The organism is Herbaspirillum hiltneri N3 (assembly GCF_001267925.1).
Taxonomy (GTDB): domain Bacteria; phylum Pseudomonadota; class Gammaproteobacteria; order Burkholderiales; family Burkholderiaceae_D; genus Herbaspirillum; species Herbaspirillum hiltneri.
This window is the reverse complement of record NZ_CP011409.1, coordinates 1463139-1476392: the sequence shown is the minus strand read 5'-3', so window position 1 is coordinate 1476392 and position 13254 is coordinate 1463139. Positions and strand designations below refer to the sequence as shown.

Below are 13254 nucleotides of genomic sequence, written 5' to 3'. Positions count from 1 at the left end.
GAAACGGCCGTTTTTTCTGCCCACCTTTAAAGTCAAAAAACCGGGACTGCTGATGCCAGTCCCGGTCGCTTGGTTCGCTCGCCAGTCGTCTTATTGCACGATCTGGGAGAGCTCGCCTTTCTTGTATTTCTCGGCAATCTTTTCCAGCGGGATCGCCTTGATCTTGCCGGCCTGGCCTTCGCAGCCGAACGACAGGTAGCGCGCCTTGCACACCAGCTTGGCAGCTTCGCGCGCAGGCTTGAGGTAATCGCGCGGATCGAACTTGCCCGGATTTTCCATCAGGTAGCGGCGGATCGCGCCGGTCATCGCCAGACGGATGTCGGTGTCGATGTTGATCTTGCGCACGCCGTGCTTGATGCCTTCCTGGATTTCTTCGACCGGCACACCATAGGTTTCCTTCATGTCGCCGCCGAACTCGCGGATTTCAGCCAGCAGTTCTTGTGGAACCGAGGACGAACCGTGCATCACCAGATGGGTGTTCGGAATGCGCGCGTGGATTTCCTTGATGCGGTCGATGGCGAGGATGTCGCCGGTCGGCTTGCGCGAGAACTTGTAGGCGCCGTGCGAAGTGCCGATGGCGATGGCCAGCGCGTCGCATTGGGTTTGCTTGACGAAGTCGGCGGCCTGGCCGACGTCGGTCAGCAACTGCTCACGGGTCATCTTGCCGTCGGCGCCATGGCCGTCCTCCTTGTCGCCCATCATGGTTTCCAGCGAACCGAGCACGCCCAGTTCCGCTTCCACCGTGACGCCGATGGCGTGCGAGAACTCGACCACCTTGCGCGATACTTCGACGTTGTATTCGTAGCTGGCGACCGACTTGCCGTCTTCCATGAGCGAGCCGTCCATCATCACCGAAGTGAAGCCGGACTTGATCGCGGCCATGCAGACTGCCGGCGATTGGCCGTGGTCCTGGTGCATGACGACGGGAATGTGCGGATAGGCTTCGACCGCGGCTTCGATCAGGTGACGCAGGAACGCTTCACCGGCGTACTTGCGGGCGCCTGCGGAGGCTTGCATGATGACTGGCGCGCCAACTTCGTCGGCAGCCTGCATGATCGCAGTGACTTGCTCCAGATTGTTGACGTTGAACGCTGGCAGACCGTAGCCGTTTTCGGCGGCGTGGTCCAGCAATTGACGCATGGATACGAGAGGCATGATAAAACTCCAGAACAATAAAAATCAGTACTCGCCGACCTTGAGAATCTTCAGGGCATTGGTGCCGCCGACCTGTCCAATCGGCTCGCCCCAGGTCACGACGATCAAATCACCCTTTTGCACGACGCCTTGCGCCAGCAGCAAGTCCTGCACGGCCTTCAACACCACTTCGGTGTCGGTGGACTGCGCCAGTTCAAACGTACGCACGTTGCGGAACAGCGCGGCCTTCTGGCGCGTCGCGACGTTGGGGGTGATGGCAAAAATAGGGACATCAATGTTGTGCCGGCTCATCCACAAGGCGGTGGAACCGGACTCGGTCAGCGCGGCAATCGCTTTCACGCGCAGGTGATGCGCGGTGAATAGCGCACCATACGCGATCGACTGGTCGACGCGGGTGAATTGCAGATTCAGGAAGTCGGCGTCGAGCTTGCAGTCTTCGGATTTTTCCGCGGCCAGGCAGATCGCCGACATGGCTTCCACGGTTTCCACCGGGTACTTGCCGGAGGCGGTTTCGGCCGAGGTCATCACGGCATCGGTACCGTCCAGCACGGCGTTGGCGACGTCGGACACTTCCGCGCGCGTCGGCACGGCGTTGACAATCATCGATTCCATCATCTGCGTGGCGGTGATGGTCAGCTTGTTGGAAGCGCGCGCCATCTTGATCATGCGCTTTTGCAGGCCGGGCACGGCAGCGTTGCCGACTTCCACGGCCAGGTCGCCGCGCGCCACCATGATGCCGTCGGAGGCATCGAGGATTTCCTGCAGCAGCGGGATCGCCTCGGCGCGTTCGATCTTGGCGATCATCAGCGGCTTGTGGCCGAACGGTTCGCCGGCGACGTTGCCGAGCTGGCGCGCCATTTCCATGTCGGTCGCGTTCTTGGGGAACGATACGGCGACGTAATCGGCCTGGAAGCTCATCGCCGTCCTGATGTCGTCCATGTCCTTGGCGGTCAGCGCCGGCGCCGACAAACCGCCACCCTGGCGGTTGATGCCCTTGTTGTTGGACAGTTCGCCGCCGATCTTGACGACGGTGTGGATCTCGTTACCCAGCACGCGCTCGACCACCAGCACGATCAGGCCGTCGTTGAGCAGCAGCACGTCGTCGCCCTTGAGGTCGCGCGGCAGTGCCTTGTAATCGAGACCGACGCGCTCCTGGTTGCCCATGGTGCAGTCGGCGTCGAGGATGAACTTGTCGCCGTTTTCGAGATTGATCTTGCCGTTTTCAAACTTGCCGACGCGGATCTTCGGACCTTGCAGGTCGGCCATGATCGCGACCTTCACGCCACAGGCATCGGCCACTTCGCGTACCAGTGTGGCGCGATCAATATGATCCTGTGCCTTGCCGTGAGAGAAATTCAGGCGCACCACGTTGACGCCCGCTTTGATCATGCGCGTCAGCGTGTCTCGATCGCTGGAAGCGGGGCCGATGGTGGCAACAATCTTGGTGGCTCTTTGCATGAAAATCTTTCTCTGACGTGGTGGTAAAGCTGTTGTTTTTTTACTGGGCGCGCTGCATCAGGATTTCCACGGCCGGCAAGGTCTTGCCTTCAAGGAACTCTAGGAAAGCGCCGCCGCCGGTCGAAATGTAGCCGACCTTGTCGGTAATGCCGTATTTGGCGATCGCCGCCAGCGTGTCGCCGCCGCCCGCAATCGAGAAGCCGTCGGAGTCTGCAATCGCCTGCGCCAGCGCCTTGGTGCCGCCGCCGAACTGGTCGAACTCGAACACGCCGACCGGGCCGTTCCATACGATGGTGCCGGCCTTGGCCAACTGCGCCGCCAGGGTCGCCGCGGTCTTCGGACCGATATCGAAAATCATGTCATCGTCGGCCACATCCTTGGCGTCCTTGACGGTCGCCGCTGCGGTCGGCGAAAACTCCTTGCCGCACACCACGTCCACCGGAATCGGCACCGAGGCGCCGCGCTTGGCCATCATGTCGATGATGGCCTTGGCTTCGTCGACCAGATCGGCTTCGACCAGCGACTTGCCGATCTTCAGACCGGAGGCCAGCATGAAGGTGTTGGCGATGCCGCCGCCGACGATCAGATTGTCGACCTTGTCGGCCAGCGCTTTCAGGATAGTCAATTTGCTGGAGACTTTCGAGCCGGCGACGATTGCCACCAACGGACGCGCCGGCTGGTTCAGGGCCTTGCCCAGCGCATCGAGTTCGGCTGCCAGCAGCGGACCGGCGCAGGCGACCGGCGCGAACCTGGCGATGCCGTAAGTGGTGGCTTCAGCACGGTGTGCAGTGCCGAAAGCGTCGTTGACGTAGATGTCGCACAGCTTGGCGATCTTTTGCGCCAGCTCGTCGCTGTTTTTCTTTTCGCCCTTGTTGAGGCGGCAGTTTTCCAGCAGCACGACCTGGCCGGGCGCAACGTCGACGCCTTCGATCCAGTCCGACACCAATTTGACCTCTGCGCCGAGCAGTTCCGACAGGCGTTTGGCGACCGGCGCCAGCGAGTCTTCCGGCTTGAATTCGCCCTCGACCGGACGGCCCAGGTGCGAGGTCACCATCACTGCGGCACCGGCGTCACGCGCCTGGCGGATTGCCGGCACCGAAGCGCGGATGCGCGTATCTTCGGTAATATTGCCGGCATCGTCCTGCGGCACGTTCAGATCGGCGCGGATGAAGACGCGCTTGCCTTGCAGTTGGTTGGCGGAGATGAGATCGCTGAGTCGGTTGAATTTCATTTTTCGCAGAATCTAAGGTGGGGCAAAAAGGCGTTATTTTACTCTACCCGCCCTGCTCCCAGCATGGTTTTCAGACAGGAATGCAGCATTCGGGCGTATTCGATGCAGCACTCCCGCAGCAACAGGCCCGACGAGCGCGCGCAGCCTTCCGGGAAAGGGCTACAGCGCCAGCCGCAGCGCCGTAAACAGTGCCATTCCGGCAACAATCGTTCCCAAAAGATGTCGTGTTATCAAGAAAAACACCCCGCCGCCGATGCCGGCCAGCAATTTTGGATTGGCCCAATTGATGTCAATTGCGCCACCCGTCGTCACCAGGTCCGGCAAGATGATTGCCGCCATCGCCGCGGCCGGCGCATAACCCAGTGCATGCTGCAGCTTGGGCGGCAACCTGACCGCATGGCCGAACAGGAAAAAACCGCTGCGCGTAACCAGCGTCGAGACGACCAACAACACTATAGAAACCCAAACGTCGAAGGCGTTCATTCTTTTTCCTTGTCGATGAATTTGTCGGCCACCATCGCTGCCGCCATGCCGATCACGACCGCCAGCAGCAGGCCCAGCCGGTAGGGCAGGCTGATCGCCGCCACCGCCACCGCGCCGGAGACCACCACGCCCGCCAGCGCCGCCCGGTTGATGATCATCGGGATGGTGATGGCGATCAGCGCCAGCGTGCCGGCGAAACCGATGTTCCAGCTTTCCGGGATCTGGCTGGCCAGCAGGATGCCGACAATCGCGCCGATCTGCCAGGCAAACCAGCCCGGATAGCAGATCGCCTCGAAAAAGCCGATCTTGCCGGCCGGCTGGTGCACCGTGTGGGCAGGGAAACGCCGCGGGAAGAATCCCATCGAGATGTCGCCGTTGAAGTAGCCGTACCAGACCCGCCGGTACCACGGCAGATGGGCGAAATGCGGCGCCACGGCGGCGGAGAAGATGACGAAACGGAGGTTGACGATCATGGCCGTCAGGAAAATCACGATCAGCGGCGTATGCGCCGCCAGCAAGGGCAGCACCGCGAACTGGGCGGAGCCGGCGTAGACCGTCAGCGTCATCGCCAGCGATTGCCAGAGCGTCATGCCGGACTTGACCATCGCCATCCCCGAGACCACTCCCCAGGCGGCCACGGCCGGAATCGTCGACGCGCTCGCGCGCCAGCCTTCCTGAAACGCTTCCTTTTCGATGCGCCGCGCCGCGAGTGCGGCGGCAGCCGATGCTTCATTGACTGCCGGGTCAGGTCGACTGTCCCCGGCGTCTGTCTCCTTATTCATTCTTGCCCTGGTCCGCTTTTATTGAACGCGATGAACTTGCAATACGGCATTTTTACGCAGTCCGGACATTTTACAGATGAAACTTTTTACGCGCTTGTTCCGTTAAAATGTGGTCTTTGCCACTTGAACCCCATCGGAGACTTCCCATGTCCATGGACGACCGCGACGGAAAAATCTGGAAAGACGGCGCACTGATCGACTGGCGCGATGCGACCATCCACGTGCTGACCCATACGCTGCACTATGGCATGGGCGTGTTCGAAGGCGTGCGGGCGTACAAGACGCCGCAGGGAACAGCGATTTTCCGGCTGAAGGAGCACACGCAGCGCCTGTTCAATTCGGCCAAGATTTTCCAGATGGCAGTGCCGTTCGACCAGGCCACGATCCTCGAAGCGCAACGCCAGGTGGTGCGCGAAAATCAACTCGAATCCTGCTACATCCGCCCCCTGATCTGGATCGGCTCGGAGAAGCTCGGCGTTTCGGCCAAGGGCAACAAGATCCACGTCGCCATCGCCGCCTGGCCGTGGGGCGCCTACCTCGGCGAAGACGGCATCAACAAGGGCATCCGCGTCAAGACTTCGTCGTTCAGCCGCCACCACGTCAACGTCTCGCTGGTGCGCGCCAAGGCCTCCGGCTATTACATCAACTCGATTCTGGCCAATCAGGAAGCGCTGGCCGACGGCTACGATGAAGCGCTGCTGCTCGATACCGACGGCTACGTCTCGGAGGGCTCGGGAGAAAACGTCTTCATCATCAAGAACGGGAAACTCTATACCCCCGATCTCGCCTCCTGCCTCGACGGCATCACGCGCGACGCGGTGCTGACGATGGCGCGCGACCTTGGCATCGAGGTCATCGAAAAGCGCATCACGCGCGACGAAATGTATTGCTGCGACGAAGCTTTCTTCACCGGCACCGCCGCAGAAATCACCCCCATCCGCGAACTAGACAACCGCACCATCGGCAACGGCGGCCGCGGTCCGATCACGGAAAGACTGCAAACCTTGTTCTTCGACGTCGTGTCGGGCAAGGCTCCCCAATATCAGCATTGGCTGACACTGGTTTAATTTCAATTAAGCACCATATCGCAACGGAGAAACACAATGAGCCAAGTTCAACAAACCCAGCCAGTTCAACTCGACGGCAAAGACCTGCCGGCGCACTGCCCCAACCCGAACATGCCGCACTGGTCGTCGCATCCGCGCGTGTTCCTGGAGCTCGACGACCACGGCGCCGCCAAGTGTCCGTATTGCGGCACGCAATATCAGCTCAAGCCGGGCGCCGTCGTCAAGGCGCACTGAGATCGGAAGATCCACCGCACCAGCAACACCGATAAAGAGGACCACCAGGAAACAATTGGTCCTCTTTGCTTTTTCCTCCTGGAGAAAACATGCCGCGCGCCAAACTGTTACACGGTTCACCCGATGAGATCGAAGCCGCCTACTACGATGCGCTGTCCCGCGCCGACCTCGAAGCGCTGATGGCGCTGTGGGCCGACGACGAAGAAATCGTCTGCATCCATCCGGGCGCAGCGCGCCTGGTCGGCCACGTCGCCATCCGCAACAGTTGGGAAGAAATCCTCGCGCGCGGGGGCCTGCACATCCAGCCGCGCCAGCTGCATGCGGCGCACACCATCACAACTGCCGTGCACAACGTGATCGAAGACATCCATCATCCCGACAACAGCCAGCCGGACGTGCATGTCATCGCCACCAATGTCTACATGAAGACCACACAAGGTTGGCGCATCGTCACGCACCACGCCTCGGTTGCACCGGGACCGGCGCCATCGGAGCCGATTGCCGAAACCATGCTGCACTGATTTCCTTCCAGCGTCGCCGGCATCGATCCTTCATGTGCGGCGGCGCATCCACGGCCCTTCATCCATGCATTACATCGCGCCTCGCTGGCTTCCCGGCGGCAACCTCCAAACGATCTATCCGTCGACCTTCATCGCCAAGCCGTCGGTGCGCTTCCGGCGTGAACGCTGGGACACGCCCGACGACGATTTCATCGATGTCGATTTCGTCGACGGCCAGCCCGGACAACCGCTGGTGGTGCTGTTCCACGGCCTCGAGGGATCATCCGACAGCCATTATTGCCGCGCCCTGATGGCCGCAGTGGCCGCGCGCGGCTGGACCGGCGTGGTGCCGCATTTCCGTGGCTGCTCGGGTGAAATCAACCTGGCGCCGCGTTTCTATCATTCCGGCGACAGCGGCGAGCTCGACTGGATCTTGCGTCGGCTGGTCACCCATCGCGCAGCCATCGGCGCCGGCAAGTTCTACGCCACCGGCGTCTCGCTCGGCGCCAACGCCTTGCTGCGCTGGCTAGGCGAATCGCAGCACCAGGCCGAATTCGTCGACGCCGCGTGCGCAGTGTCGGCGCCGCTCGACCTGGCCGGCGGCGGCGCGGCCCTGGCGCACGGCTTCAACCGGATTTACTCGCATGTATTCCTGCGCACCATGCGTCCGAAGTGCCTGGTCAAGCTGGATCAATTCCCCGGCCTGTTCAGCCGCGATGCGCTGCTGCAGGCACGCGACCTGTACACATTCGACAACATCGTTACGGCGCCGCTGCACGGCTATCGCGACACCGAGGACTATTGGGATCGCGCCAGCGCCAAGCACATCCTGCACGACATCACCGTGCCGACGCTGGTGCTGAATGCCAAAAACGATCCCTTCCTGCCGCCGCAGTATTTGCCCGCAAGCGCTGCCGCATGCGTCAAACTGGAATATCCTGACGAAGGTGGCCATGTCGGCTTCCCCACCGGCGCACCACCGGGTGAACTGGGCTGGCTGCCGCAGCGCATGCTGCATTTTCTGGAAGGTGAATAGGCAATGGACGACGTCGTCAGGCAAGCGATGGCCAAGTGGCCGAATGTGCCGCACTGCTTCGGCTGGCTCAAACTGGATGCGCGCGGACACTGGCGCATGCGCGATGAACGCGCCCAGCAACAGAACCTTCCCGGCGACAGGATCGCGCATCCGGCGCTGCTCGGTTTCATCAACCGCAACTACACGCATGATGAGCAAGGCCGCTGGTATTTCCAGAATGGTCCGCAGCGCGTCTATGTCGATCTTGAGCTGACGCCGCATGTCGTGCGCACCGATCCGGTCGCGGGATTCATCACCCAGACCGGCGACACGCTGCAAGCGATTTCAGGAGCGTGGCTGACGCGGGAGGGACAACTGGTGCTGGTGTCGGATGCCGTTGTCGCGGCGCTGGACGATCGCGATGCCGCCGCCGTGTTGGCGACGCTGACGGTCGCGGGCCGACCAGCGAGCGACGATGAAATCATGGAATGGCTGGACGGGAGCGACGCCGCCGCACTGGTTTTCTCGCACGGCGGCAACTTGCTTCACCTGCAACGCACCAGCAACGCCGAACTTGCAGAACGGTTCGGCTTTGTCGCTCAACCCCGCGCGACGGCCTGACAATGACGATGCGACGAGAGGCGCCGACTATCCGCGCCCCTTGGTTTCCTTCATCTCTTCTTTCCACTGCTCCTTGAGATCGCGCTCGCGCGCATCGATCATGGCTTGGTCGTAGAAGGTCGCATCCGGCGCTTTGCGTGCAATACCGAGCTGCTCCAGCGCCGCCGGCAAACTTCCCTGCAGCACATAGGATTCCGCCAGCGCCATATGCTGCAGAGCTTGTTTGCCCTGCGCTGCATAGGCCTTGGCGAGCAAATCCTGCACTGCGACTTCCTGGCGGTACAGCTGCGCCTGGTCGCGCAGATAGGTGACGGCGGCATCATAGCGCTGCCCCTCGATCAGGGCATCGGCGTATTGATGCGCCACCACACGCGACAGCGGGAATTGCTTGCGTGCGGCGTCGGCTTCCTTGAGTGCCTGCGCACCCTGCTTTTTGGCGAGTTTGATGTCGATGTCGAGGTTGGTGAACAGGATGCTCGGCACCATCGGCTGCGACGCTGCGCGCGCTTCCTGCAGCAGGCTCTCGGCCTTGTCGTAGGAGCGCTGCAGGTAAGCCGCATACGCCAGCCCGTACTTCGACACCATGATCTGCATCTTGGTGTTCTGGCGCAGTTGCGATTCGAAATATGCCTGGGCATCGCGAATGCCTTGCGCAGTATTGTTTTGCAGGAGACGCACGCGCGCGCGGATCAGCTGGAAATCGGGATTGTCGGCGCGCTGCTTGTAGCGCTGATCGCGGATGCGCGCCTGGATATCGGCGATCCGTTCGGTGGTCAAGGGGTGCGTCAGCAGGTAAGGCGGCACCGCATCGCCGAGGCCGCGCGACGCGCTTTGCAGGCGACCGAAAAACGCTACCATGCCCGAGGTATCGAAGCCGCCGTCGCGCAGGATCTGCAGGCCGACACGATCTGCTTCGCGCTCGGCGTCGCGGCTGAAATTGAGCTGCCGCTGCATCGCCAGGCCGGTGCCGCCCATCATCGTCGCCATGGCGGCGTCGCCGCCGACCTTGGACACGCCGGCCAGAGCGCCGAGCACGATGGAGGCCAGCTGGATCATCGAATTCTGCTTTTGCTGGCCGATCATGCGCGCGATGTGGCGCTGCGCGACGTGGCCGATTTCATGCGCCAGCACCGAGGCCAGCTCGGACTCGCTCTGCGCCGCCAGCATCAGCCCCGAGTGCACGGCAATGAAACCGCCCGGCAACGCGAAGGCGTTCAGCACCGGATCGCGCACCGCGAAGAAAAAGAAATCGTAGCCGGCTTCGCCGCGCACGTCAGGACGCACGGAGACCAGGCCCGAGCCGAAGTTGTTGAGGTATTCCAGCACCGGACCGTCGTCGAGATAATCCGGATCGCGCCGGATGTCGCGCATGATCTGCTCTCCGAGTTTGCGCTCCATCAGCGGCGACAACCCCTCGCGTTCGGTATCGCCCAGCGTCGGCAAGGTTTGCGCGACGCCGGTGGTCGGCGCAACTGCCAGCGGCAGCATCGCGCCCGTCAACACCAGCGCCGCGAACAGCGCACGCAAGGCGGGACGTAACAGTGGACGACGTGTTTGTTCAGAAAATACGGAGTGACGCATAGACTGGTGTTGAGTTGTAGGTGACGTGGAGCGCGAGAGGCTCTTTCAATGCCTGCTATGATACCCGCAGTAATGACTGACTTTCACTTTCCACCGCCATGACCGATTCCAAAACCGCAAATTCACCGGCCGACGCCAATCAGGGCCTGACCCATTTCGACCAGGGCGGACAAGCGCACATGGTCGACGTCGGCGCCAAACAGGATACCCATCGTGTCGCTGTCGCCAGCGGCATCATCTCGATGAAGCCTGAGACCTTGGCGGTGATCCGGTCCGGCACCGCAAAAAAAGGCGACGTCCTCGGCATCGCCCGCATCGCCGCCATCATGGCGTCCAAGCGCACCAGCGATCTCATCCCCCTTTGCCATCCGCTGGCGCTGACGCATGTGTCGGTGGAATTCGCCGTCGACGAAGCGCAATCCTGCGTCAGCTGCACCGTGCGCGTCGAGACCAACGGCAAGACCGGCGTCGAAATGGAAGCGCTGACCGCAGTGCAGGTCGGGCTACTGACGATTTACGACATGTCCAAGGCGATCGATCGCGGCATGGTGATGTCGGATATCCGCGTGCAGGAGAAGCATGGCGGCAAGTCGGGATCGTGGTCGCAGGCTTGAGGCCTTTGCCATGGGCGTAAAAAAAGCGTGCCGAGGCACGCTTTTTTTTAGGGGCAACACCGAATTAAATCTTGCAGCTCTCGGGTGCATATTTGGCAGGCAATGTGCCTGGATTTGTTGTTGCACCAGCGGCATGACAAGCCCACGCAATGGCACTGTTGCCGACCGCTGGAATCAAAATCAACGTTTTGCCATCGCCCTCGCCGCCGATCGTGGCATACTTGATGGTAATCACTCCACCACCGTTACCAGCGCTGTCAGCATCTGAGATTGTGATGCTGGCGACCGTCGACGTAGCTGCAGGGGGGCTATAGCCCGTATCCAAAGCTTTGAAGTTGGTACCGCCCTTTGCATTGATCGTCTCCGACACCGCCATCTTCGCCGGCGTCGCCAGATTCAACCCCTCCACCACTTTCGTACGAATCAGGTAATCCCGGTACTGCGGAATCGCCACCATCGCGAGCACGCCCACAATGGCGATCACGATCATCAGTTCGATCAGGGTAAAGCCGCGCTGGGCGCTTTGTGTTTTACGAGCCAACATCGCTTGCATATTGTTTTCCTATTGCAAAAAAATCGAGTTTTCAGGAGCGTTGCCTGGCCATCTGTTCATGGCCGCCGTTTTCTCTCGGGCAACGCCATACTCCCCGCATGGATCATATTCGCCAACGGCGAATTTGTGAACATTTTTATAACCGCACGGGCGAGACAGGATTCATCATCCTGCCTCACCCGGCGACATCATTGCGCCGCCTTTGTCGCCCGGCGCGCCAGCCAGCTACCGACGATTACGACGCCGACTGCGCCGATCAGGCCCGGCAGGCTCAGATGCAGTTGCAGGCCCGGCACCACGAACTCATGGTGCGGCAGGTAAGTCTGCACCCAGCCCTTGATCGCCACGTCGGAAATGATCATTCCACCCGCCAGGTAACCAAGCAAGGCTGCGCCCAGCGTGATGATCAGCGGGACTTTTTCCATCAGCTTGAGCACCAGCGTGCTACCCCAGACGATGATCGGGATGCTGACCAGAATGCCGAAAATCACCAGCAGTAACTGATGCTCCCCCGCCGCCTGCTCGGCTGCGCTGGCGATGGCGATGACATTGTCCAGACTCATCACCAGATCGGCCACGACGATCGTCTTGATGGCCGACAAGAGCTTGTCGCTGCCGCTGATTTCACCGTGGCCGTCGTCGTCACTGAGCAGCTTGGTGCCGATCCAGAACAGCAGCACGCCGCCGACCAGCTTGATGAAAGGCATCTGCAGCAAGGTGACCGCGAAGGCGATCAGCACGATGCGGATGGCGATGGCGCCGAAGGTGCCCCACAGGATGCCGCGCAAGCGCAGGTTATCCGGCAGGTTGCGGCAGGCCAGCGCGATCACGATGGCGTTGTCGCCACCGAGCAAAATATCGATGAGGATGATCTGACCCACTGCGAGCCAGTTCAATTCCATTAAAAAATCCATGTACCGTTCCCCAAATATTGCGTGGACATCGTGGACATTAAAGCAATATGGGGAGCCGGAGCTCCCCATATTGGTATGTCACCGCTCAGGCCGGGAAGTTCTGCCGATATTCCGGCAAATGCTTCAGGCCTGCGGTTTGCTTGCTAGTACGGCAAATGAATTACAGAACCGACTTCAGCAGACGCGCCATTTCCGAAGGATTGCGTGTTGCCTTGATGCCGCATTCTTCCATGATCGCCAGCTTCGCTTCGGCAGTATCAGCACCACCGGAGATCAGCGCACCGGCGTGGCCCATGCGCTTGCCTGGAGGCGCAGTCACGCCGGCGATGAAGCCGATGACTGGTTTCTTCATGTTGTCCTTGACCCAGTACGAAGCGTTGGCTTCGTCAGGACCGCCGATTTCACCGATCATGATGACGGCGTCGGTGTCAGGATCATCATTGAAGGCCTTCATGATGTCGATGTGCTTCAGACCGTTGATGGGGTCGCCGCCGATACCGACTGCGGACGATTGGCCCAGACCCAGCGCGGTCAGCTGACCGACTGCTTCATAGGTCAGTGTGCCCGAACGGGAAACCACGCCGATGCGGCCCTTTTTGTGAATGTGGCCCGGCATGATGCCGATCTTGATTTCGTCCGGTGTGATCAGGCCTGGGCAGTTAGGACCCAGCAGCAAGGTCTTGCTGCCGGCCTTGGCCATGCGGTTTTTCAGTTCCAGCATGTCGCGGACCGGGATGCCTTCAGTGATACAGATGGCCAGGTCCAGGTCGGCTTCAACAGCTTCCCAGATCGCGGCGGCAGCGCCTGCAGGTGGAACGTAGATCACCGAAACCGTCGCGCCGGTTGCCTTCTTGGCTTCGGACACATTCGCAAAAATTGGAATGCCTTCGAAATCTTCGCCGGCCTTCTTCGGGTTCACGCCTGCAACGAAAGCGTTCTTGCCGTTCGCGTAATCGCGGCACATGCGGGTGTGGAATTGACCGGTTTTGCCGGTGATACCTTGGGTGATGACTTTGGTGTCTTTATTGATCAGAATCGACATAGCT

The 13254-nt window shown here is 60.9% G+C and carries 15 protein-coding genes; 6 read left to right on the top strand and 9 right to left on the bottom strand.

What is annotated here, in order from left to right:
- Positions 1-90 precede the first annotated feature (90 nt).
- From fba to F506_RS06625, 5 genes are all read right to left on the bottom strand, one after another.
- Entirely contained in the window at positions 91-1155 is a 1065-nt protein-coding gene (gene fba, locus F506_RS06645; protein WP_007878631.1) for a class II fructose-bisphosphate aldolase, read from the bottom strand.
- 24 nt (positions 1156-1179) lie between these two features.
- Complete coding sequence (gene pyk, locus F506_RS06640; protein ID WP_053195962.1) at positions 1180-2613, bottom strand: pyruvate kinase; 1434 nt, start codon at positions 2611-2613, stop codon at positions 1180-1182.
- A gap of 40 nt (positions 2614-2653) precedes the next feature.
- Positions 2654-3844 (bottom strand): phosphoglycerate kinase, encoded by a 1191-nt coding sequence (locus F506_RS06635; RefSeq protein ID WP_053195960.1) that lies wholly within the window; start codon positions 3842-3844, stop codon positions 2654-2656.
- Positions 3845-4003: 159 nt separating this feature from the next.
- Positions 4004-4327, bottom strand: coding sequence for an AzlD domain-containing protein (locus F506_RS06630; RefSeq protein ID WP_053195958.1), 324 nt, complete (start codon positions 4325-4327; stop codon positions 4004-4006).
- Positions 4324-5109 (bottom strand): AzlC family ABC transporter permease, encoded by a 786-nt coding sequence (locus F506_RS06625; protein ID WP_053195956.1) that lies wholly within the window; start codon positions 5107-5109, stop codon positions 4324-4326. Before F506_RS06625 ends, F506_RS06630 begins: the two co-directional genes overlap by 4 nt.
- A 146-nt stretch (positions 5110-5255) precedes the next feature.
- Between F506_RS06625 and F506_RS06620 the strand changes: the two genes are divergently transcribed.
- From F506_RS06620 to F506_RS06600, 5 genes are all read left to right on the top strand, one after another.
- Positions 5256-6176: a branched-chain amino acid transaminase gene (locus F506_RS06620; RefSeq protein ID WP_053195954.1), complete on the top strand. Its 921-nt coding sequence runs from the start codon at positions 5256-5258 to the stop codon at positions 6174-6176.
- Between the two features lie 36 nt (positions 6177-6212).
- Positions 6213-6410 carry a zinc-finger domain-containing protein gene (locus tag F506_RS06615; RefSeq protein ID WP_016832182.1) on the top strand — a complete coding sequence of 66 codons (198 nt, stop codon included), beginning with the start codon at positions 6213-6215 and terminating at the stop codon, positions 6408-6410.
- A gap of 89 nt (positions 6411-6499) precedes the next feature.
- On the top strand, positions 6500-6931 hold the full coding sequence (locus tag F506_RS06610) for a YybH family protein (RefSeq protein ID WP_053195952.1): 432 nt from the start codon (positions 6500-6502) through the stop codon (positions 6929-6931).
- Between the two features lie 64 nt (positions 6932-6995).
- Complete coding sequence (locus F506_RS06605) at positions 6996-7946, top strand: YheT family hydrolase (RefSeq protein ID WP_053195951.1); 951 nt, start codon at positions 6996-6998, stop codon at positions 7944-7946.
- A gap of 3 nt (positions 7947-7949) precedes the next feature.
- Positions 7950-8546, top strand: coding sequence for a DUF2946 family protein (locus tag F506_RS06600; protein WP_053195949.1), 597 nt, complete (start codon positions 7950-7952; stop codon positions 8544-8546).
- 27 nt (positions 8547-8573) lie between these two features.
- On the opposite strand, the gene F506_RS06595 is transcribed toward F506_RS06600, so the two are convergent.
- On the bottom strand, positions 8574-10127 hold the full coding sequence (locus F506_RS06595) for a M48 family metalloprotease (RefSeq protein ID WP_053195947.1): 1554 nt from the start codon (positions 10125-10127) through the stop codon (positions 8574-8576).
- 98 nt (positions 10128-10225) lie between these two features.
- Between F506_RS06595 and moaC the strand changes: the two genes are divergently transcribed.
- Complete coding sequence (gene moaC / locus F506_RS06590; protein WP_053195945.1) at positions 10226-10741, top strand: cyclic pyranopterin monophosphate synthase MoaC; 516 nt, start codon at positions 10226-10228, stop codon at positions 10739-10741.
- 64 nt (positions 10742-10805) lie between these two features.
- On the opposite strand, the gene F506_RS06585 is transcribed toward moaC, so the two are convergent.
- The 3 genes from F506_RS06585 to sucD all read right to left on the bottom strand — a co-directional run bounded on the left by F506_RS06585 (position 10806) and on the right by sucD (position 13250).
- Positions 10806-11294 (bottom strand): pilin, encoded by a 489-nt coding sequence (locus F506_RS06585; RefSeq protein WP_053195944.1) that lies wholly within the window; start codon positions 11292-11294, stop codon positions 10806-10808.
- A gap of 188 nt (positions 11295-11482) precedes the next feature.
- Positions 11483-12208: a TerC family protein gene (locus F506_RS06580; protein ID WP_053195942.1), complete on the bottom strand. Its 726-nt coding sequence runs from the start codon at positions 12206-12208 to the stop codon at positions 11483-11485.
- A 160-nt stretch (positions 12209-12368) separates the two neighbouring features.
- Positions 12369-13250, bottom strand: coding sequence for a succinate--CoA ligase subunit alpha (gene sucD / locus F506_RS06575; protein WP_053195940.1), 882 nt, complete (start codon positions 13248-13250; stop codon positions 12369-12371).
- Between the last annotated feature and the right edge of the window lie 4 nt (positions 13251-13254).